The 21,265-nt window shown below is 49.9% G+C and carries 19 protein-coding genes, 1 pseudogene and 1 riboswitch; of the genes and pseudogenes, 19 read left to right on the forward strand and 1 reads right to left on the reverse strand.

Going from position 1 to position 21,265, the window contains the following annotated elements:
* Nucleotides 1–10: 10 nt before the first annotated feature.
* The 6 genes from pyrB (at nt 11) to B2M23_RS05790 (ending at nt 5,137) form a co-directional block, all read left to right on the forward strand.
* A complete protein-coding gene (gene pyrB, locus B2M23_RS05765) occupies nt 11–937 on the forward strand; it encodes an aspartate carbamoyltransferase (protein WP_038352474.1) in 927 nt (308 codons plus the stop codon).
* Entirely contained in the window at nt 930–1,361 is a 432-nt protein-coding gene (locus B2M23_RS05770) for an aspartate carbamoyltransferase regulatory subunit (protein WP_013382408.1), read from the forward strand. Before pyrB ends, B2M23_RS05770 begins: the two co-directional genes overlap by 8 nt.
* Nucleotides 1,362–1,526: 165 nt before the next feature.
* Complete coding sequence (locus B2M23_RS05775; protein WP_038352475.1) at nt 1,527–2,699, forward strand: dihydroorotase; 1,173 nt, start codon at nt 1,527–1,529, stop codon at nt 2,697–2,699.
* On the forward strand, nt 2,677–3,543 hold the full coding sequence (gene pyrF / locus B2M23_RS05780) for an orotidine-5'-phosphate decarboxylase (protein WP_038352476.1): 867 nt from the start codon (nt 2,677–2,679) through the stop codon (nt 3,541–3,543). The genes B2M23_RS05775 and pyrF overlap by 23 nt, the downstream gene beginning before the upstream one ends.
* Entirely contained in the window at nt 3,534–4,232 is a 699-nt protein-coding gene (locus B2M23_RS05785) for a dihydroorotate dehydrogenase electron transfer subunit (protein WP_038352477.1), read from the forward strand. Before pyrF ends, B2M23_RS05785 begins: the two co-directional genes overlap by 10 nt.
* Nucleotides 4,229–5,137: a dihydroorotate dehydrogenase gene (locus tag B2M23_RS05790; RefSeq protein WP_038352478.1), complete on the forward strand. Its 909-nt coding sequence runs from the start codon at nt 4,229–4,231 to the stop codon at nt 5,135–5,137. Before B2M23_RS05785 ends, B2M23_RS05790 begins: the two co-directional genes overlap by 4 nt.
* A gap of 184 nt (nt 5,138–5,321) precedes the next feature.
* Here B2M23_RS05790 and B2M23_RS05795 read toward each other — a convergent pair whose 3' ends face one another.
* Complete coding sequence (locus B2M23_RS05795) at nt 5,322–5,744, reverse strand: Hsp20/alpha crystallin family protein (RefSeq protein WP_038352479.1); 423 nt, start codon at nt 5,742–5,744, stop codon at nt 5,322–5,324.
* A gap of 325 nt (nt 5,745–6,069) precedes the next feature.
* On the opposite strand from B2M23_RS05795, the gene B2M23_RS05800 reads away from it, so the two are divergent.
* The 13 genes and pseudogenes from B2M23_RS05800 to B2M23_RS05860 all read left to right on the forward strand — a co-directional run bounded on the left by B2M23_RS05800 (nt 6,070) and on the right by B2M23_RS05860 (nt 21,259).
* Entirely contained in the window at nt 6,070–7,923 is a 1,854-nt protein-coding gene (locus tag B2M23_RS05800) for a GGDEF domain-containing protein (protein WP_038352480.1), read from the forward strand.
* Nucleotide 7,924: 1 nt separating this feature from the next.
* A complete protein-coding gene (locus tag B2M23_RS05805) occupies nt 7,925–8,440 on the forward strand; it encodes a type 1 glutamine amidotransferase domain-containing protein (protein ID WP_038352481.1) in 516 nt (171 codons plus the stop codon).
* Between the two features lie 118 nt (nt 8,441–8,558).
* The gene (locus tag B2M23_RS05810; RefSeq protein WP_038352482.1) at nt 8,559–10,235 is read left to right on the forward strand and encodes a GspE/PulE family protein; all 1,677 of its coding nucleotides are present in this window, start codon (nt 8,559–8,561) and stop codon (nt 10,233–10,235) included.
* 20 nt (nt 10,236–10,255) lie between these two features.
* A complete protein-coding gene (locus tag B2M23_RS05815) occupies nt 10,256–11,305 on the forward strand; it encodes a type IV pilus twitching motility protein PilT (RefSeq protein WP_038352483.1) in 1,050 nt (349 codons plus the stop codon).
* A gap of 18 nt (nt 11,306–11,323) precedes the next feature.
* Nucleotides 11,324–14,440: a bifunctional diguanylate cyclase/phosphodiesterase gene (locus B2M23_RS05820; protein ID WP_052237261.1), complete on the forward strand. Its 3,117-nt coding sequence runs from the start codon at nt 11,324–11,326 to the stop codon at nt 14,438–14,440.
* 139 nt (nt 14,441–14,579) lie between these two features.
* Nucleotides 14,580–14,798 carry a type II toxin-antitoxin system RelB/DinJ family antitoxin gene (locus tag B2M23_RS05825; RefSeq protein ID WP_406566577.1) on the forward strand — a complete coding sequence of 73 codons (219 nt, stop codon included), beginning with the start codon at nt 14,580–14,582 and terminating at the stop codon, nt 14,796–14,798.
* Nucleotides 14,791–15,047 (forward strand): annotated as a pseudogene (locus B2M23_RS05830) (type II toxin-antitoxin system YafQ family toxin). Before B2M23_RS05825 ends, B2M23_RS05830 begins: the two are co-directional and overlap by 8 nt.
* Before the next feature lie 383 nt (nt 15,048–15,430).
* Nucleotides 15,431–16,711 (forward strand): O-antigen ligase family protein, encoded by a 1,281-nt coding sequence (locus B2M23_RS05835; protein ID WP_038352484.1) that lies wholly within the window; start codon nt 15,431–15,433, stop codon nt 16,709–16,711.
* 265 nt (nt 16,712–16,976) lie between these two features.
* Nucleotides 16,977–17,070, forward strand: a riboswitch (cyclic di-GMP riboswitch).
* A 180-nt stretch (nt 17,071–17,250) separates the two neighbouring features.
* Nucleotides 17,251–17,751 carry a pilin gene (locus tag B2M23_RS05840; protein ID WP_052237262.1) on the forward strand — a complete coding sequence of 167 codons (501 nt, stop codon included), beginning with the start codon at nt 17,251–17,253 and terminating at the stop codon, nt 17,749–17,751.
* Nucleotides 17,752–18,146: 395 nt separating this feature from the next.
* Nucleotides 18,147–18,677 carry a pilus assembly FimT family protein gene (locus B2M23_RS05845; RefSeq protein ID WP_052237263.1) on the forward strand — a complete coding sequence of 177 codons (531 nt, stop codon included), beginning with the start codon at nt 18,147–18,149 and terminating at the stop codon, nt 18,675–18,677.
* A 63-nt stretch (nt 18,678–18,740) separates the two neighbouring features.
* Nucleotides 18,741–19,196 carry a type IV pilin protein gene (locus B2M23_RS05850; RefSeq protein ID WP_052237264.1) on the forward strand — a complete coding sequence of 152 codons (456 nt, stop codon included), beginning with the start codon at nt 18,741–18,743 and terminating at the stop codon, nt 19,194–19,196.
* 38 nt (nt 19,197–19,234) lie between these two features.
* Nucleotides 19,235–20,008 (forward strand): prepilin peptidase, encoded by a 774-nt coding sequence (locus B2M23_RS05855; protein WP_038352485.1) that lies wholly within the window; start codon nt 19,235–19,237, stop codon nt 20,006–20,008.
* A 60-nt stretch (nt 20,009–20,068) separates the two neighbouring features.
* Nucleotides 20,069–21,259, forward strand: a complete 1,191-nt coding sequence (locus tag B2M23_RS05860) for a type II secretion system F family protein (protein ID WP_110060311.1) — start codon at nt 20,069–20,071, stop codon at nt 21,257–21,259.
* Nucleotides 21,260–21,265 lie beyond the last annotated feature (6 nt).

Raw genomic sequence — 21,265 nt, forward strand, 5'->3', positions numbered from 1 at the left:
GAGGCAAGAGATGCTAAAAGGAAGACATTTAATAGAACCCGGTGACTTTACCATAGAAGAATTAGAATCCATTTTTGGGCTGGCTGATAATATTATTGCAAATCAGGATGATTATATTGACGTTTGCAAGGGAAAATTATTAGCCAGCCTTTTTTACGAACCATCCACCCGTACACGGTTCAGCTTTGAGTCGGCCATGCTGCGCTTAGGCGGCAAGGTCATTGGATTTGACAACCCTGCCAACTCGTCAGTATCCAAGGGCGAAAGCATTGCGGATACCATCCGCACCGTCGGCTGCTACGCCGATATCGCGGTGATCCGCCACCCGAGAGAAGGGACCGCCAAGCTGGTATCTAAGGCAGCCTGCGATATGCCCATCATCAACGCTGGTGACGGCGGCCATGAACACCCCACTCAGACCTTGACAGACCTGCTGACCATCCGCCATGAACGCGGCAGCTGCGACGGCCATGTGGTGGGCCTCTGCGGGGACCTGCTTTTTGGACGGACCATCCACTCGCTGGTCAAAACCCTGAACCGCTACAAGGGCAACAAATTTGTGTTTATCTCGCCAAAGGAACTGAAAATGCCAGAATTTTTCCTGAGCATGCTGGAACCCGGCTCTTATATTGAAACAGACAGCCTGGACGATGTCATCGGGGATCTGGATATCCTGTACATGTCCCGCGTGCAGCGCGAGCGCTTTGTCAGCGAGGAAGAATATCTGCGTTTGAAGGACTACTACATTTTAGATAAAAAGAAAATGAAAAAAGCCAAGGAAGACATGATCGTCATGCACCCGCTGCCGCGTGTCAATGAGATTGCCGTGGAGGTGGACAATGATCCGAGAGCGGTTTATTTCAAACAGGCAAAATACGGCATGTATGTGCGTATGGCCCTGATTTCAAAATTACTGGGGGTAGACATCAATGATTAATGTATCAAAACTGAAAAAAGGAATTATTATCGACCACATCGAATCCGGCCACGGCTTTGAAATTTACAAGGAGCTGCACCTCAACGAAATCGACGATGTTGTCGTGCTGATGAAAAATGTCCCCAGCAAAAAAATGGGGCAGAAAGACCTGATCAAAATTGAAACCGACCTGGAGCTCGATATGAATGTTCTAGGGCTTATCGACCCCAACGTCACCATTAATTTTGTGAACAACGGCGAGCTTGTGAGCAAGGTGCAGCTGACCCTGCCCACCCGGGTAACCGGCATCATGAAATGTAAAAATCCGCGCTGCATCAGCCAGTACGAAGATGTGGGCGATATTGACTTCTACCTGGTAGACGCAGAAAAGAAATTATACCGCTGCGAATACTGCGATTCTTATACGACGTTTATTGAGAAGTGAAGCTGAGTCCAAATTCTGAAAGAATTTGGCAGGACGCAGTTCTATGAGCCGTCAGGCGAATGCGTCCGGTAACGAAGCAAACGCAAATGATGAGGAAATCATCCTGAAAGGATAAAAAGATTTCCGAAGAATTTGTGATCCTTAAATAAAGGGGAAGGAACTACCATGAAAACTTTAATTACAAATGTTGAAATCATCGACGCCACTGGCCGCAGGCCGGGGAAGGTGCTTATTGATGATGATGGTAAGATCAAAAAGGTTTATAAGGAAAAGGGACAGGTAAAGGCAGCGCACGACCGGGAAATCGACGGCCAGGGCAAGGTGCTGATGCCGGGCTTTATCGACATGCACTGTCACCTGCGCGATCCTGGACTTACCTATAAGGAAGACATGGAAACTGGCATGAAGGCAGCCCTGAAGGGCGGCTTTACCACGTTGGTAGCCATGGCCAATACCAAGCCGATCATGGACAACGCAGAAGCTCTGAAGGCCAATATGGACAAAGCAGACGCCATGGGTCTCTGCGACCTGGTACAGGTTTGTGCCCTGACAAAAGATTTCAGCGAAGACGACCTGGTGGATTTTGAGAGCACCCGGGAATACACGAATGTCTACTCCAACGACGGACACAACGTGGACAACGAAGGAACCATGAAAAAGGGGCTGGCGGCCTCCACCGAGTACAATTTTATTCTAGCCACCCACTGTGAGCCGGAAACCGAGACTGTGGAGCGGGACATCGCCCTTCTGCGAGAAACGCCAGGACACCTGCATGTGTGCCATATCAGCAAAAAGGATACCCTGGACGCCATCAAGGCCGCCAAAGCAGAAGGTCTGGACATTACCTGTGAGGTCACCCCGCACCATCTGTACGCCTCTGCCATGGAATATAAGGTACATCCGCCGTTCAGAAGCTATCCGGACCGCCGGGCTCTGATCGAGGGCGCCAGGGACGGCAGCATTGATATCTGCGGCACCGACCACGCCCCGCACAGCGACGAGGACAAGCTGAAAGGCGCACCGGGGATCAATAATTTTGAGACTGCCTTTGCCATGTACTACACTGTTTTTGAAGGCGCGGGCATCCCTGTAGAACGCCTGAGCCAGATGCTGAGCGAAGCACCGGCTGAGCGCATGGGGATAAAGGCCGGGCTGGTCAAGGAACGCTACGCCGGCGACCTGGTTTTAGTGGATCTGGATGCCGAGGAGCGGGTAGATCCTAAGACTTTTATCTCAAAAAGCCACAACACTCCCTTTGGCAGAGAACTGCTCAAAGGCAAGGTGCTCATGACATTTAAAGGAGGAGAGATCGCATATGATAATGGATCGCTTGTATAACGAAGCATTAAAAAGCCCCGTCTGTGTGGGCCTGGATACAAAAATTGACTTTCTGCCCCAGTACCTGAAGGACAAGGACTGGTCGACCGGTGAAAAAATCACGGCGTTCAACAAAAAGATTGTAGACGCCACCGCAGATATTGCGGCCTGTTACAAAATGCAGATTGCCTGCTATGAAGCCCTGGGCCTGGACGGCATGAAGGCTTACTCAGAAACCGTCAAATATGTGCGGAAAAACGGCAAAATCGCCATTGGAGACGCGAAAAGAGGCGACATTACCTCCACAGCTACCCAGTATGCCAAAGGTCATTTTGAGGGCGATTTCGAAGTGGATATCCTGACCGTCAACGCCTACATGGGAGAGGACGCCGTATCGCCTTATTTCCCTTATATCGAAAACAATGAAAAAGGCCTTTTTGTCCTGCTTCACACCTCCAACCCGTCATCGCGGGATTTTCAGGAGCTGAAGCTGGAAGAAGACGGCCAGAAGCTGTACGAGGCAGTCGGCGACAAGATCACTGAATGGGGCAGACCATTTATCGGTGAGAGCGGCTACTCCGCAGTGGGCGCTGTGGTCGGACTGACCTTCCCAGAAGAATTTGAAGCGCTGCAGGACCAGTGCCCGTCCACCTTTTTCCTGGTACCCGGCTACGGCGCCCAGGGCGGTACCGGCAAGGATATCGCCAATATTTTCAAAAAGTCCCGCTGTGCGGTCATCAATTCCTCCAGAGGGCTGATTACCGCTCACCAGAAGGCAGAGACGCCCTGTGAGACCGAGGGCTTTGAAGCGCTGATCCGTGAAAAAACGCTGGCCATGAAGGAGGATATTTTAAAGTGGCTTTAATTTTAGATAACCAGCTTGTGGCTGAGGGCATTTGCAAAATGGACGTGGCCTATAAAGGCGAAGTGGGCGTCGGCCAGTTTTTCATGCTGAGAGCCTGGGATAAGGACCCGCTGCTGTCACGGCCTATCTCTGTCCATAATTACGAAAACGGCGTGCTCACCTTCCTGTATCAGGTCGTGGGCAAGGGTACCCAGCTTTTATTAAAACTGGAAAAAGGCGACACCGTGCAGTTACAGGGCCCTTATGGCAAGGGCTTCCCGGATGTGGACGCCGATCTGGTGGTGGTGGGCGGCGGTATTGGCATCGCGCCCCTGTACTATGCGTGCCGCGACTTCAAGAAAAAACACCCGGACCGCAGCCTGCGCGTTTACCTGGGCTACCGCGATACGGCCTATTGTGTGGAGGCCTTTGACGCAGTGGCCGATGAAGTGACTGTGGATATCGGCGGCATCATCACCCACCAAGTAGAAGCCCGTTCCGGCGAGGTATTCTTTACCTGCGGCCCGGAAATCATGATGAAGAGCCTGTGTGACGTCGTCCCGGCCGAAAACCCGGTTTACGTGTCGCTGGAGGCGCATATGGCCTGCGGCATCGGCGCCTGTCTGGGCTGCACCTGCAAGACCAGTGAAGGCAATAAGAAGGTCTGTAAGGACGGGCCGGTATTTACCAGAGAGGTGGCAGCCCTATGAGTAAAGCGTTAGAAACGAAATTTAACGATATTGTCTTTAAAAACCCCGTTCTCACCGCGTCGGGCACCTTTGGCTTCGGGCGTGAGTTTGAGGAATACTATGATCTGGCAGCGCTGGGCGGCCTGTGCACCAAGGGGCTGACCCTTGAACCGCGTCCGGGAAATACGGGGATGCGTTTGTGGGAGACACCGGCAGGCATTATCAACAGCATTGGACTTGAAAACCCTGGTGTGGACGCCTTTATCGAAAATGAGTGGCCTCACCTCAAGGAGATCGACACCGTCACCGTGGTCAACGTGGGCGGTAAGGATGAAGCCTCCTACCTGGAAGCCATTGAGCGGGTCAACGCCATCAATGCCCAGCTGGTTGAGCTGAACATTTCATGTCCCAATGTCAAGGCTGGCGGTATGGCCTACGGCATCAAGGCAGAAATGGCGGCAGATATCACCCGTAAGGTGGTGGCTGTCTCCAAGGCGCCAGTCATGGTCAAGCTGTCACCGAATGTTGAAAACATCGCAGAGATCGCTCTGGCCTGTGAGGAATCCGGCGCCTGCGGTATCTCGCTCATCAACACCATCCAGGCCATGGCCGTTGATTACAAAAAGAAGAAAATCGTGTTTGACAACACCTACGCCGGTCTGTCCGGCCCGGCGGTCAAACCCATCGCACTGCGCATGACCCATCAGGTCTGCAAGGCGGTGGACGTGCCGGTGATGGCCATGGGCGGCATCAGCACCTGGGAAGACGCCCTTGAGTTTATCATGGTCGGCGCGGCCTGTGTGCAGGTGGGAACCATGAACTTCATCGACCCTAAGGCACCGGTTAGGATCATTGAAGGCTTAGAAGCCTACTGCCAGGCCGAGGACCTGGTAAACATCGATGAGGTGCGCGGTATTTTATTATAAATAAAAGCTGAAAACACCTCCTGAATATCCCGAAAACTCAGTAGTCAGAGTTTTCAGGATTTCGGGAGGTGTTTTTTTAGGCCAGAAAACAAAAACCGCGCTCAGGGGAGTGAGCGCGGTTTTATGGTTACGGGGGAGTAATAAAATGAATATCGGAATGATCCGATAAGGGGTAATCTATGATTTATTCAATCGCAATGTATTTTTTCTGTTCTACTTGCTTGGTTTCGTTTTTCGGGAATTCCAGATGGAGAATACCATCCTTATAACCGGCTTTGATGTCGTCTTCCTTTACGTTGTCACCAACGTAGAAGCTTCTTGAACACTGACCGGTGTAGCGTTCCTGATGGACCAGGTTGCCTTTTTCACCCTTTTCTTCCTTTGTGTCATCTCTGGAAGCGGTAATGGTCAGGTAGCCATTTTCAAGGTCAGCTTTGATATTTTCCTTGCCAAAGCCCGGCAGGTCCATATCCAGGATGTACTTGCCATCCTTTTCCTGAATATCTGTTTTCATGAGAGCAGGTGAATCTGCTTTTTTAAAAAACGGATCATTAAACATATCATCAAACAAATTAAAACCGAAACGATCTCTAGGCATCAACAACATAAGGCATTCCTCCTTTTTTGTTTTAGTTTTCATGATTTATGAAGTGATAAACCTTTATAACCATTGAGTTCGGTTCCTTTTTCAAGGGACTTCGCTTAATTTTGTTTACGTGTATATTATAGGTCAGATTGTTAGCACTGTCAAGAGGTGAGTGCTAAAATTTAGAAAGATTTAAGTTTGCAAATTGACCGAAATCCCGAAAAAATATTTTAGTAAAAGCTTTTAAAAAAAGATTCGCGATATAAAAAAATTGTATATTTAACTTTATCGGTATATAATAAAAGGTAATACCGGAATCGAAAGACAAAAAGTCTGGGAGGAAAGAGTGAGAAAGTACATCAATCAGATATGGAGTATCAGCCTGGCCCTGTGTCTTGTTTTCTGCCTGACAGCCTCTCGGGTACAGGCAGAAGAAAAGAAGGTCATCCGGGTTGCCTTTCCTGAGCAGGCGGGGTTTTCATCCACCAATGCTGCGGGAAACCATTCGGGCTATACCTATGAGTTTTTAGAAGAAATTGCAAAATATACGGACTGGGAGTATGAGTTCATCACCGGAGACGGCAGCGATGAGAGCCTATTGAAAATGATGGAGGATCTGAAAAACGGCGAGATTGATATTATGGGCGGCATGGTATCCACGCCGGAACTGGCCGAGGATTATGATTTTCCAGAATATAACTGCGGCTACAGCTACTCCACTTTGTCGGTGTTAAAGGATAATGAGGATATCAACGCAACCAACTATTCAACTTTTAATAATATAAAGGTGGGGGCACGCAAGACCGCAGCCCGAAGAATACAGGCCTTAAATGAATTTTGTAAGGCCAATGGGATTACCCTGGAAATCATCGAATATGATAACAGTGATGATGCACTGCACAATGCTTTGAAATCGGGTGAGGTGGACGCTCTGCTGGGGCCGGACGTCGCCATGGGTGACGATGAGCGTATTGTTGCGCGGTTTGACGGGCGGCCCTATTATTTTGCGGTCACCAAGGGCAATACCGAGGTGGTCAGCGGTATCAACTCCGCCACGGCGATCATCAATGAGCAAAACCCCAACTACGCCACCGAGCTTTACATGAAATATTTTAACAAGAATAACCAGCAGGTTACCCTGGAGAGCTTTATCAAGGCCAACCCCACTGAGAGTATTGTGGCAGCGCTGGGTATCGGTCTGGTGCTGGCCGCAGTGGTCGGTATGACCATGTATATCCGTATGCAGCGAAACCAGCAGCTGCTTTTGAATTATGAGCGGTACCGTATTCTGTCAGAGATGTCCAAGGAATTTATTTTCGAGTATGACTACCGTGAGGACAGCATTGTGGTATCCGAGCAGTTTGCCAATACCTTTGGCGGAAAGTCACAGGCCGATCATTTTTTTTCCGCAATCCTGAGCAAGGAACTGGATACCAATGAAAGCGCCCGCTTTTTTGCGGGCTTGATAAAACGGCGTCCGCCTGAGGAGGCGCGCTATGAGGTAGAATACAAAACCAAAGTGTCTTCTGGAAATAAAGAGTGGGTTCGCGCCACCAGCATGATCATTTTTGACAGGCATAACCAGCCCATGCGGGCCATCGGCAAAATCATCAACATCAATGATGAAAAATGCGAAAAAGAAGCGCTGATCAACCAGGCGCACCGTGACGCCCTCACCGGGCTCTATAACCGCAAGACCTTTGAAGAACGGGTGAATACCTATCTGCAGGAACGCGGCGATGAAGAAGGCGCCATGATGGTCGTGGATCTGGACCACTTTAAAACCGTCAATGACACCCTGGGCCACCAGGGCGGCGATGAGGTACTGGAAGATCTCGCCCGGGAAATGGCTGCCTGCTTTGGCGAAGAGGCCATTTTAGGCCGTCTGGGAGGCGATGAATTTCTGGTCTTTGTGAGAGACATCAAAGCTTGTAAGGACAAGCCTGTAAAGACTGCCAGAGCGCTCTGCCAGGTCATGAACCGCTGCTATGAAAGAAACAGCGGCCGAACTGAGGTCTCTGTGAGTGTCGGGCTTGCCTATTCCTTCAGAGACAGCGCTTTTGAGACGCTTTACGGCATGGCCGACGAGGCGCTTTACTATATGAAGGATCACGGAAAAAACAACGTTAAGGTTTATGACGCGTCCGTAAGGGATGCTTTGGGTAATAATGATAACAATACACGAAAAGGAGCATTTTGAAATGTCTAAAAAAATTATCGCACTGATCAGCGACGACTTTGAAGATCTGGAATTATGGTATCCGGTACACCGCCTTCGCGAGGAGGACGGCGTGACCGTCGATGTGGTAGGCGAGGAAAAGGGTAAAACCTATATTGGAAAATACGGTGTGCCCTGCGTGTCGGACTACCGCTTTGACGAAATCAATCCTGACGAATACGACGGGATTCTGGTGCCTGGCGGCTGGGCGCCGGATAAGCTGCGCCGATTCCCGGTCGTTCTGGACATGGTACGGGCCATGGATAAAGCCGGCAAGCCCATTGGGGAAATCTGCCACGCGGGCTGGGTGCTCATCTCCGCTGGTATCCTGAAAGGGAAAAATGTCACCAGCACCCCAGGCATCCGGGACGATATGGAAAACGCGGGCGCTATCTGGCACGACACCCCGTCCATTGTCGACGGACATATTATTTCCGCCAGACGGCCACCGGATCTGCCGCAGTATATGAAGGATTACATCAAGGTTTTGATGAAGTAGAAACCAGGTCCCGAAATCCCGAAAATCTAAAAACGGTTTTCAGAATTTCGGGATTTTTTTACTATCATTCACAATTGTGGTATAATATACCAATTATAAAGCGTTAAGGAGTAGAAGCATGAAGAACATCCGTATAGGGGATATACTGGTCGGTGACGGCTATATTACAGAGGGGCAGCTTCAGGAAGCCCTGGCCTATCAAAAGGTGGATAAGAGCAAGCGTCTGGGCGCGATCCTGGTCGATTACGGTTACGTGACAGAGAGCCAGCTGCTGGGGGCGCTGGCAAAACGTCTGGACCTTCAGGTCATCAATCTGATCCAGATTGAGGTAGATCTGGAGGCAGCCGCTAAAATACCCAAAAATATTGCACAGAAGTACACCCTTATCCCAATAGGGTTTTCAAACGGCCATTTGCTGGTTGCCACCAATGACCCGCTGGATTTTTACGCCATCGAGGATCTGCGCCTGATCACCAATATGCCCATTGACATTGTCCTGGCCGAAAAGGACGCCATTCTCAAGGGTATTGACAGCAGCTATTCGGAAATCGAGGCCCGCCAGGCGGCCACCAGTGCCAACGAGATGGCCGACGATATGGAAACTGTCTCCATCGTAGAGGACCTGGACGCCGCCGGAGATGACGCGCCAGTGGTCAACCTCATCAATACCATGCTCATAAAGGGCTATAATACCGGCGCCAGTGACATTCACATCGAGCCCTTTGAGGATAAAACCAACGTGCGCCTGCGTATTGATGGCCTCATCGTCGATTACCTGACACTGGCCAGCGCTCTGCACCAGTCCGTGATCGCCCGTATTAAGATATTGTCAAACCTGGATATTGCCGAGCGGCGTCTGCCCCAGGACGGCCATTTTCGCGCCCGGATCAAGGGCATTGAGATGAATATCCGTACCTCAGTCATCCCGACTGTCTACGGTGAGAAAGCCGTTCTGCGTTTCCTGAACCAGAACACCAAGCTCGACCATTCCGGCACCTTTGGCATGAACGACGACAATTACGCCCGCATGCGCCAGATCCTGCAGAGCCCCCACGGCATCATCTATATCACCGGGCCCACCGGGAGCGGTAAAACCACCACCCTGTACATGGTTCTGGAAATGCTCTCGAGCAAAAACGTCAATATCTGTACCATTGAGGATCCTGTAGAACGGAATCTGGACAGCATCAACCAGACACAGGTGAACAACGTGGCCGGCCTTACCTTTGAGAGCGGCCTGCGCTCCCTTTTACGGCAGGACCCGGATATCATTATGGTCGGTGAAACCCGTGACTCGGAAACCGCCAACATCGCTGTGCGCGCCGCCATCACCGGGCACCAGGTGCTCTCCACCCTGCATACCAACGACGCCGTGTCCACCATTGTGCGTCTGGTGGATATGGGGGTCGAGCCCTATATGGTTGCCAACTCCCTGACCGGGGTTGTGGCCCAGCGCCTCGTCAAGAAAATCTGTCCGGACTGCAAGGAGGCCTACAGCCCCAGCGAGGCCGAGCGGGAGCTTTTGGGCAGGGATATACCGGTGCTGTACCGCGGACGGGGCTGCCACCAGTGCAACCACACCGGCTATAAAGGCCGTATCGCCGTCCATGAAATTTTAGCCATCGACAAAACCATAAGGAACATGATTTCCAGCCAGTCCCCCATCGAGGATGTCTATGAGTACGTGGCGGCAGGCCACAAAACCACCAGCCTCCGCCAAAGTCTGGTCGAGCTGGTAGAACAGGGCGTGACAAGCATGGAAGAACTGCTGAAGGTTACGTATTACGTTGAATAAATAAAAGTGAGGTAAAACACATGCCAACCATCTTAGACCTAATAGCCTACGGCCGCCAGACGGGCTGTTCGGATATACATTTGACGGCGGATCTGCCGCCAGTGTTCAGGAGCAACGGGGTGCTTGTCAAAGGCCCCTTTGAAATGAGCAAACAGGAAATCGGGGAGATGATCATCGGGATGCTCAGTGAGATGAACCGTGAGAAAATAAAGCGGGGAGAGGACGCGGATTTTACCTTTGTCACGCCGGAGGGGCTCAGACAGAGAGTTAACGTGTACCGCCAGCAGAATGAGCTCTGCGCTGCCGTTCGCCTGCTCAACGACACCATTCCCACCTTTGAGGAGCTGGGTCTGCCGCCCATTATCCGCAAGCTTGCCGCTGAACCGAGAGGGCTGATCCTGATCACCGGGCCGACCGGGAGCGGGAAGTCCACCACACTGGCAGCCATGATCGACTATATCAACATCAATTTTGCCAAGCACATTATCACCATTGAGGACCCGGTGGAATATCGTCATTACCATAAGCTGAGCATGATCCACCAGCGCGAGGTGGGAGTGGATGTAGCCTCCTTTGCCGACGCGCTGCGCTCATCCCTGCGCGAGGACCCCGACGTTATTCTGGTAGGGGAAATGCGTGACTACGAAACCATCTCAGCCGCTGTAACCGCCGCTGAAACCGGACATCTCGTGCTGTCTACCCTGCACACCATCGGGGCTGCCAACACAGTGGACCGTATTATCGACGTGTTTCCGCCCCACAGCCAGCAGCAGATAAGAACACAGCTTGCCAGCACCCTGAAGGGCGTCGTGACCCAGCAGCTTGTGCCGCTGGCCTCCGGTGAAGGCCGAATGGCAGCCCTCGAGGTGATGACAGGCACCGACGCGGTGCTCAACCTTATCCGTGAAAACAAAACCCATCAGCTTTCCTCAGCCATGCAGACCGGCAGCCGGGACGGTATGAACACCCTGAACAGCCACTTGGCCAAGCTGGTAAAAGAAGGAAAGATCGGCTTTGATACCGGCCTCCAGTGGTCGTCTGACAAAAACGAGTTTAACCAATACTTTTAGGTAAAGGAGAAAATCACCATGAGCAATGAACAGCTTTCTGTTTTGGAAAAGAAAATAGAACGCTATGGGATTATCCTGGAAACCACCGGCGATATCATATTTGATTATTATATCGACGAGGACCGGATGCTGTTCGACGAAGCCAGACTGGAGAACGGCCAGTATGTGCATTACCCGCTGGTGGTGGACCGTTATACCGAGGCGCTGCACCTGGGCAATCTGGTGCACCCCGATGATATCGAGGAAACCATCCGGCTGGTCAACGGCCTGACTGCCCAGGCCATTGTTATCCGTGTGACCCGTCCCGACGAAGCGGACGGGCGCTACCACTGGACCCTTGTCCGGGCCGCCACTGTCCGTAACAGCGAGGGCAGAGTGACAGAGACAGTGGGCATCATGCGGGATATCGACGACCAGAAGCGCAGGGAAGACCGATTGATTGAGGAATCCCGGTGCGACCAGCTCACAGGGCTCTATGACAAAAAATGGACCCGTATAAAAATTGGTGAGGCTCTGGACGCAAACGCAGAGATGGATAAAGGTATCCTGATGCTGGTAGACATTGACGGCTTTCGCGCGGTCAATGAGAATCTGGGCCATATTTTTGGCGACGCCGTCCTGGTGGAAACCGCCGAAAAGCTGACAGCCCACGCGGCTCCCGGCGATGTCATCGGCCGCATCGGCGGCGATGAGTTTCTGGTTTACAGCCCTGGCGTGGCAGAGAACCAGATTGCTGAGCGGGTGGCCCGTATCCGCCGCATTTTTGACCATACCTTTGAGGGGAAAAGCCAGGCCTACCGCATTTCATGCAGCCTGGGTGTTGCCGCCTGCCCTAAGGATGGCAGCACCTTTGAAACACTGTTTCACTGCGCTGACCTGGCCCTGAGCATGGCAAAAATGGAGGGGAGAGACCGCTGGTGCCGCTACGATGAAAAAATGAGCGGCATGTCTTACCTGAACAGCCATGCCACCAATATTGACGCTGCGGTTTTTCAGAAAAGCGGCATCTCCGCAGAAAACCGGGTACTCATCAACATTTTTGAAATCCTGGCCGATTCCAAGGATTTCACCTCATCCATGCTTCTGATTCTGGGCATGATCGGCCGTTTTATCGGCGTGGAACGGGTCTGTATCTTTGAACAGGAGCAGGAAGGAAAGGAGCTGGTCAACCAGTACAGCTGGTATTCCGGCACTGCTGTCCGCCCAAAGACAGAACGGGTTGGCGAAGAAGCGCATGCGTATTACAGATCCTTTTTTGATGAAAACGGCCTGTATGTTCTGCCCAGTGTGGACAACTTCCCGGCCCGGGAGCGCGCGTTTTTCAGGGAAAGGGGCATCTGCTCCGGGCTTTATAAAACATTGGTGGAAAACGGACAGTTTCTAGGGTGTATCGGGCTCTCCGGCAGTCAGAACAACCGTGTCTGGAATGAGGCTGAAAAAGAATTCGTCAGCCTGGTGGCTAAGATCATTAGCGTAAACTTGTACAAAGCAAAGCTGCAGACGGAAAACGCCTACGAGAGCCAGGTGGCCCGCGCCATCGTGGATTCCCAGAGCATCAAAAGCCATGTGGTCGATCCCGAAACCTATGAGCTGCTGTTTGTCAGCGCGTCTCTGAAGGCGGAGCGGCCAAACGCCCGGGTGGGTAGCCTGTGTTACCAGACCGTCATGGGCCTGGACGCGCCCTGTCCCTTCTGCCGCCTGGAGGAAATATCCCAGGAAACACCAGATTTTAACTGGCAGCGCTACATCAGCGGCTGGAACCGCTGGTTTAATTTTCAGTGTCACAGCCTGCAATGGCGGGGCGAAAGAGAAGCAGTGCTCGTCGCCATGGACGACATCTCCAATTTTGTGGATAACATCCTGTATGTGGATAAGCTTACCGGCATTTCCACCTTCAGCCGTTTTGAACTGGATACCACCGAAATCTTTGACCATGAAACCGGCAAAGAATATGCCATGGTCACCTTTGACATCGACGAGTTCCGGTACATCAATGAGTTTCACGGCTACAGCATGGGCAACCAGCTGCTGCGCTATATTTCCGGCGGCCTGGTGGGGGCCATGAGCGGCGCAGAGGTCTGCGCCCGCGTGACTGGCGACGTGTTTGTGGCCCTGGTGGAATGGACCAGTGAGGAAGCACTGGTCATAAGGATTATGCAGATGGTCGACGGGATCAACAAGCGGCTGGACTACGTGATACCAGGTATCCGCCTCAACTTCCAGATTGGTGTCTACCACGCCAGGGAGGGCGAGCGGGATATCGGTAAAATGATGGACAACGCCGACATTGCAAGGAAATCCATCAAGGGCAGCCGTAAGACAGGCATCGCCTTTTACAATAAATCCATGGGAGAAAAGATCCTGAAAACCCGTAAAATCGAAGCGCGGATGGAGAGAGCCCTGAGAGATAAGGAGTTTCTCGTCTATCTGCAGCCCAAAATTGACCTGGAAACCAGCCGAGTGGTGGGCGCTGAAGCCCTGGCCCGCTGGGTGGATGACCGGGGCAATATCGTGCTGCCCGGGGAATTTATCCCCATTTTCGAGAGCAACGGCTTTATTGTCGAGCTGGACTTTTACGTGTACGAGGAAGTCTTTAAAGCTCACTATTACCGCAAAACCAGAGGTTTGAAATGTGTCCCCATCTCCATGAATATGTCCAGAATCCATTTAAAATCCGGCAACTACATCGAGCGCTTCAGGGCCCTGGCAGACAAATACCAGATCGATCCCAGCCTTATTGAGGTGGAGGTGACCGAGACCATCTTCATCGAAAACAGCAGCTATGTCAAACGGCTGGTCAGCGAGCTGAGAAGCGACGGTTTTAAGGTCTCCATCGACGATTTTGGCTCAGGCTATTCCTCATTAAATCTGCTGTCCGAAATCGACGTGGATGTGCTCAAGCTTGACCGCTCCCTCTGCCGCGAAGAAAACCTCTCGCCCAAGGAACGGGTCATCCTCAAGAATATTGCCGCCATGGCCAAGGAGCTCGACCTCCAGGTGCTGGCTGAGGGCATCGAGACCACCGGCCAGGCCGAATTCCTGAAAAGTATCCAGTGCGACAGCGCCCAGGGCTTCCTGTTTGCAAAACCCATGCCCATGGACGAGTTTTTTAAGAAGCTGGATGGGGAATGGTAGGAGAGAATATGGTTGTGCTTACAATGTGCGCATAATATGCTATAATTTATTTACAAAAACAGATTGGAGGAAGCGCCATGTCGAATAATGTAAATATCAACGTCCGGATGAATGAAGAACTTAAAAAAAGGCAGAAGTTTTGTTTGAAGAATTAGGGCTGAACATGAGCACTGCGGTTAATATGTTTGTCAGACAGGCCGTTCGAGAAGGCGGGATTCCCTTTAAACCGACAACAGAGGTATATAACGGAGAGACAATAGCCGCTTTGCAGGAAGCTGAGCGCATTGCAAAAGATCCTGAGGCAAAAAAATACGCGAGTTTCGCGGAGGTGCTGAAGGAGCTTGAGATTGATGTATAGCATTAAGGTGACCAGCCGTTTTAAAAAGGATTTAAAACATATGCACATAAGTTGCTGGACGAAGTGATTAATAAACTGGTAAAAGGTGAAAAACTCCCCGAAAAGAACAGGGACCATTCCTTGACAGAAAATTGGGTAAACCATCGTGAATGTCATGTTACACCCGATTGGCTTTTGATTTATAAGGTAGAGGCAGACATTTTAGTGCTCACCTTGACACGGACAGGCTCACACAGTGATCTGCTGTAAAAACACATCCCGAAATCCCGAAAAAGGGGCGGCCGCACTAAGTTAAGCAGAAAAAGCGTCAAAGGATTGTGAAAGCTTGATGTGCCTTGCCGCTGTCCGTGGATTAAAAACACCCTCTCTTGGTAAAATGCGACACCTGCGGTGTGCATTTTAATCTCGAACCGGGTGTTCTTTAATCCGCGGACAGCTTTTTTTGTACAATCCATTGACTTAAAACGGGGTCAGTCTGCCTCTGTTTAGTAAGACAGCCCCATTTAAGTTAGTCGCCGGTAATCTTGTTATTATGAGAAAAGAATGACGATGGACCAAGTGTACGATTCAGGATGTGTTTATGGGAAAAATATGCTACAACTTAAGAAAAAATACTGATATTGAGGAAAATGATGCGAAAACTCGAACTTAAAACGACCGTCTCCGCAGTGCTGGCCATCATTGCCGGAGCAGTGCCGCTGATCATTGTGCCGCCCTTTGGGGATACCCTGTATATGCCCAAGCTGATGACTATCGAGGTGCTGGTGTTTGGGCTGCTGCTCTTGTATGTGCGACCCATTACCGAGTATTTTACCGGGAAGCCGAAAATTCCTTTGCCCGTGAAGCTGGTGCTTTTGTACCTTTTGTGTATTACCGTTACCCTGCCCTTTTCGACAGATGTGATGCTGTCGCTCAAGGGGCGGTCCTTCCGGCTGGAGAGCTACTCCGCCATTTTGTTTTATGGTCTTTTAATGATGTTGGGCGCTTTTTTCTATACCTTTAAGCCCTGGCATGTACGCCTTTACGCAGCGGGGGTATCCTGCGTGGCGGTTTATGGCATCTTTCAGAAATTTGGTTTGGACTTTCAGCCACAGGACCCTCTGATGTACGGCGGGCCAGGCGCCTCCTACGCCACCATTGGCAACCCGAATTTTCTGGGCTCTTTTCTGACACTGGCGCTGCCAATTCTTGTCTATGCTTTTATCAGAGGATCGAAGGCTTATCTGCTGCCCTGCGGACTAGTATATTTCTGCCTGTTGTGCACCAATACAAGGGGGGCGTGGATCGGCAGCTTTCTGGGGTTTGCCCTGTTGGGGGTGTTTTTGCTGAGAGAGCAGGAGAATCGGCGCCGTTTCGCAGTGGTGAGCGGTGTGTTTGCCTTTTTAACCCTTGTTTTTCTGTTGGTGAACAGCGGCTTTGGCGCGCGATTTTTCAGCGTTTTTGCAGATCTGTCCAGAATGCTCAAAGGCGATGACTGGGAAAAGGGCGGCTCCTACCGGCTTTTTATCTGGTCAAAAACTCTGGAACTCATCCGAATGCGCCCGCTGACCGGTTTTGGCATTGAAACCCTGGGGCAGGTCATGGGCCAGTATTTTGAAAACGATATTGTACAGGTAACGGGTCACCATCTGGTCATCGACCGGGCCCACAACGAATACCTGCACATTGCTGTGAGCAGCGGCGTCCCCGCGGTTCTCAGCTACCTGGCCTTTGAAAGCGCGACATTGTATCAGGGCTTCAAAAACTGGCGTTATTCGCCCCTGCTTGTGCCCCTTGTCTGCAGCATCGCCGCCTACATGGCCGCCGCCTGCTTTAATATTTCCGTGGTAAGCGTGGCTCCGGTCTTCTGGATATTCTGTGGAATCGCAGTGCGTTTGAGTGGTGAAATTCAATCAAATTTGAATATGATTTAAGGAAATAAAAATTGAAAATAATTTGAAAAAGATTTAGTATTTTACCCAAATAGTGCTGTTTTTACCATCGCTTTAATGCTGGTGGTAAATGAAATGGCATTTATAATAACTTATAGCTATAAGAGAAGCGAAAAAAGCAAATTTGTATGGTTTTGAAAGTGTGCATACATGTATTAATGATGAATAACAGGATACTTTTAGAATATTTAAAAGTAACTGGTTTTTATAGTTCTTGACAAATGCCAGAATCAGTTGTAGAATAGAATTGTTCAAAAGGCAAAGCGGTGCGAAAGCCCGTGGCGCAAAACTACAGGGTCTACGTCGGGAGCTCCAGCCTGATATGACAGCCAGATGCCAAAAACGGTAGATGGCCGAAAACCCCTGTATGGTTTCCGGCTATTTTTATTTTTTGAGTAGCCTTTAACAAAAAGGTACGCTGGGGCAGTCAATCACTCTGTTTATAATCGTCATGGCGCGGACGGTTAAAATAAAGGTTTATATTTAAAGGTAAACAAGAGAACATAAAAGGAGAGATGTAAATGATTCAGATGATTAATAAGCTGAAGAAAAACCAGAAGGGTTTTACTTTGGTAGAATTGATTGTAGTATTGGTTATTTTGGCGATTTTAGCAGCGTTCACGATTCCGGCGATGTTGGGGTTTGTGAATGATGCGAAGAAGAAAGCTTCTTTGGCTGAAGGACGTGAGGTTTATGTGGCGTCTCAATCCGCTGCATCAGAGATCACAGCCAAATCATCTACAGGAAAAGTAGCAACAGAAGATGCAGGAGCTGTGGAAACTAAAGCAGAAGAGTTGATCAATAATGATATTCCTGAAAATGGAAATATAACGGTTACTGTAAGTGATAGCAAACCTGAGGGTTTTGATGCGAAGATTGATAATGGCAACACTTCCAAAGTATGGGTAACAACAGCTGGACAAGTTTCTGGAGTGCGTTACACGGATGCAGCTGCCAAGTACTTAGTTAAAATTGATAAAACTACTTCTGGTAACAGTGCTGATGTTGTAGATAATAAGTAATAAATTAAAGATGTAGAGTTATAAAGCATAATGCATAGGCCGAGTCTGCAGCGCCGCAGCCGGCCTTTTTCCCCATTTTTCCAGGCGCTTTTTTTATTGCCCAAAGAAAAAACAAAACTATAGTTGACAGTTGATAGTGGATAGTGGATAGTTTTGGAACATTTGCCGCGCAAATTTGATTTAGATCAAAATCGCTGTGTGATTTGGTACATGAATGATTCACTGTCTATTATCAACTATCAACTCATTTAAAATTGGTTTAAATGCTTTTCTGCCTTAAAAACAGGATTTTATTGCTTTTTAGCAGAGAGGCCATTGTGTTTTCGGGATTTCGGGACAGGCTTTCTCTGCAGAAAGCCTGTCCGGGATCCGTTTTGAGGATAGAGGAAAACAAAATGATTAATCTTAAACAGCGTCTGAAAGCCAGCGCAAGGTCTGAACAGGGCTTTACGCTGGTTGAACTGATCGTGGTGCTCGTAATTTTGGCCATCTTAGCAGCCTTTACCATTCCCGCTATGCTGGGGTTTGTGGAGAATGCTAAAGAAAAAGCGGCCCTTGCTGAAGCAAGGGAGGTATATGTTGCTACACAAGCTGGAATAACAGAATTTTTTAAAAATCATGCTAAAGTAGAAGATGGTAATTTCATTGAAATTACTGAAAATATAATGAAGTTTTTGGATAGTGATTTAAAAAACAAAGAAGAATTTGAATGGGGAACCTCCTTTTTTTCAATGCCTAATCAGCAGAATATGATGGATGATATAATTATAGGTAAGAAGATAAGATTATATGTTTTTATGGGGGAAAAAGGAACAGAGGAGGAAACAAAGGTGGTAAAGATACAATATAAAGATTACACTGGAAATTATATTACGACGATTACCCCCGGCGGCTCCGCCGAAGTCACAAAAATAGAAAAAGCTTAAAATTTGTATCCCAAAAACCCGAAAAGTTAATCAATTCTCCATTGAAAAAAAAGAGGTGCCTCTATGACCCTTTGCCGCAAACTTAAAATTCTCATCAAATCCCCCTCCGGCTTCACCATGATGGAACTCATCGCTGTCACTGTCGTCATTGCCCTGCTGGCAGTGATCATCATTCCGGGGTACCTCCACTTTATTGACGACGCCAAAAAGGATGCGGTGGTGGCTGAGGCGAGGACCATCTATCTGGCGGCCCAGATACGGGCGACGGAGTTTAAATCCGCCGAGACAGCGGAAAACCCTTACCGCATTCCGGATGCCAATGATCTGCGGGATCTGGTGGGGCCGGATAACGTCTATGAGGGGGTTACAAAGCTGACCATTGTGGACGACAACCGTGACGGCACCATTGATAAAATTGAGATGATTAAAAATAACATCAATGTTATAATTGAACCAGGAAAAAATGTGATTGTCGATGGAAAGGTGAGAACTGTTTATTCCAAGGATGATCAAAAGTAAAATGTATGAATTCACACATAAGTCCTGGAGGTTTCGCTTTGTATGATTCTTTATCTTTGATATATTTTGTGCTGTATGCCTTTGTCTTTATCTTTGGCTGTATGATTGGCAGTTTTTTAAACGTGGTGGTCTACCGGGTGCCCATTGGCATTTCAATCGCCAAGGGCCGGTCTTTTTGCCCGAACTGCGGCAAGCCCATCGCGTTTTATGATAATATCCCGCTGCTCAGCTATCTGTGGCTGCGGGGAAAATGCCGGAAATGCGGGGCGAAGATCGCGCCGCGGTATTTCTTTACCGAGCTGTGCGGTGGGCTGCTGGCCCTGCTCATGGCCTGGCATTATGATTTTGGCCTTCAGGCGGTGGTTGGGTTTGCGGTAGCGGCCATTTTACTGGCAGTTACCCTTATAGATTTTGACACCATGACCATCCCCAATGGCCTGGTGATCGCCTTGATAATACCTGCGGCGGCCAGCTATTTTGTGTTTCTGGAACCCGGCCTTATTTCCCGGGTAATTGGTGTGTTTGTCATATCGGTGCCCATGCTGGTATTATCCCTGGTTATTCCCGGCGGCTTTGGCGGCGGGGATGTCAAGCTCATGGCAGTCGCAGGATTTCTCCTCGGCTGGCCCTGTACCCTGCTGGCGACCTTTATCGGCCTGGTGCTGGGCGGCATTGTAGGCGTCATCAAGCTTATCCGCAAGAGTGGGGAAAAGCATATGGCCTTTGGCCCATACCTCTCGGCGGGGATTTTGGTATCCATGCTGTGGGGAATGCAGATCATCTTTTGGTATTTGGATTTTTTTGGACTTTAATGAGAGGGCAGACACCCTGGACTTCAACCTTATGAAGCGGCTGGAAGGAGCGATGAGACTTTGCCAAAGTTTAAGTATAAAGCAAAAAACATGAACTCAAAAATAGTAAATGGAATGGCGGACGCCATTGACGAGAGCACGCTGCGTAAGGCTCTGCGGGAAAAGGATGAATTTCTGCTGGAGTGCCGTGAAGTGGACGCTGAGAAGAAAGCCTACAAGATGAAAAACATGGAGCTTTCGGATTTCTCGAGGGAGATTGAGAACATGCTGGCCTCGGGGATTACGGTCATCCGCGCGCTTTCCATTATGATGGAGCGTAACATCAAGCCCAATGTGGCGAAGGTGTACAAAGCCCTTTACCGTGAGGTACAGCAGGGGATCACCCTGTCGGAGGCCATGGAAAACAGCCGCGGCTCCTTTCCGCAGCTCATCATCAACATGTTCCGGGCGGGCGAGTCCAGCGGCCAGATGGCCGAGACAGCGCACAAGATGGCGCTGTACTATGAGAAGGAGCACCGCCTCCACACCAAAATAAGAAACGCCATGATCTACCCGATCCTGCTCTTAGTGGCAACGGTCGTGGTGGTGATCGGGCTGTTTACTTTTATCCTGCCCCAGTTCTTTGATTTGTTTGAGGGGATGGACGCAGCACTGCCAGCGATTACGGTCATGGTGATCGGGATTTCCAACTTCATGACCACCAACTGGTACTGGCTGCTCATTGCGGTGGCCTTGTGTATTGTGGCTTTCCGGGCGCTTCTCGGGACACCGTCCTTCAGGCTGCGCTTTGACAGGATGAAGGTCCATCTGCCCTGGGCAGGCAAGCTTATTAAAATTATATACACCGCGCGTTTTGCCAGGACGCTGAGTTCGCTGTATTCCAGCGGTCTTTCCATGATCAACGCCATGGACATCAGCGCGAGCATTGTGGGCAATAAGTATATCGAGGGACAGTTTGGCCCGGCCACCCAGATGGTGCGCAGCGGGAGCACTCTGTCCGAGGCCATTGGCAGCATTGACGGTATGGATAAGAAGCTGGTATCCACCATCTTTATCGGTGAGGAAACCGGGAATCTTGACACCATGCTGGATTCCATTGCGGATTCCTACGATTATGACTCAGAAATGGCTATACAGCGAATGGTTACGATCATCGAGCCGGTAATGATTATTATCATGGCTGTGATCGTTGGGACGGTAATGCTGTCCGTTATGGTACCGATCGTCACACTTTATCAGAGCATCGGTTAGGGGGAT

This window comes from Eubacterium limosum (assembly GCF_000807675.2).
In the GTDB taxonomy this organism is placed as follows: domain Bacteria; phylum Bacillota; class Clostridia; order Eubacteriales; family Eubacteriaceae; genus Eubacterium; species Eubacterium limosum.

Excerpts from the sequence above, each read along its gene's own strand:
- pyrB (WP_038352474.1), top strand. The coding sequence starts at position 11 with ATGCTAAAAGGAAGACATTTAATAGAACCCGGTGACTTTACCATAGAA.
- B2M23_RS05770 (WP_013382408.1), top strand. The coding sequence starts at position 930 with ATGATTAATGTATCAAAACTGAAAAAAGGAATTATTATCGACCACATC.
- B2M23_RS05775 (WP_038352475.1), top strand. The coding sequence starts at position 1,527 with ATGAAAACTTTAATTACAAATGTTGAAATCATCGACGCCACTGGCCGC.
- pyrF (WP_038352476.1), top strand. The coding sequence starts at position 2,677 with ATGATAATGGATCGCTTGTATAACGAAGCATTAAAAAGCCCCGTCTGT.
- B2M23_RS05790 (WP_038352478.1), top strand. The coding sequence starts at position 4,229 with ATGAGTAAAGCGTTAGAAACGAAATTTAACGATATTGTCTTTAAAAAC.
- B2M23_RS05795 (WP_038352479.1), bottom strand. The coding sequence starts at position 5,744 with ATGTTGTTGATGCCTAGAGATCGTTTCGGTTTTAATTTGTTTGATGAT.
- B2M23_RS05805 (WP_038352481.1), top strand. The coding sequence starts at position 7,925 with ATGTCTAAAAAAATTATCGCACTGATCAGCGACGACTTTGAAGATCTG.
- B2M23_RS05810 (WP_038352482.1), top strand. The coding sequence starts at position 8,559 with ATGAAGAACATCCGTATAGGGGATATACTGGTCGGTGACGGCTATATT.
- B2M23_RS05815 (WP_038352483.1), top strand. The coding sequence starts at position 10,256 with ATGCCAACCATCTTAGACCTAATAGCCTACGGCCGCCAGACGGGCTGT.
- B2M23_RS05820 (WP_052237261.1), top strand. The coding sequence starts at position 11,324 with ATGAGCAATGAACAGCTTTCTGTTTTGGAAAAGAAAATAGAACGCTAT.
- B2M23_RS05835 (WP_038352484.1), top strand. The coding sequence starts at position 15,431 with ATGCGAAAACTCGAACTTAAAACGACCGTCTCCGCAGTGCTGGCCATC.
- B2M23_RS05840 (WP_052237262.1), top strand. The coding sequence starts at position 17,251 with ATGATTCAGATGATTAATAAGCTGAAGAAAAACCAGAAGGGTTTTACT.
- B2M23_RS05845 (WP_052237263.1), top strand. The coding sequence starts at position 18,147 with ATGATTAATCTTAAACAGCGTCTGAAAGCCAGCGCAAGGTCTGAACAG.
- B2M23_RS05850 (WP_052237264.1), top strand. The coding sequence starts at position 18,741 with ATGACCCTTTGCCGCAAACTTAAAATTCTCATCAAATCCCCCTCCGGC.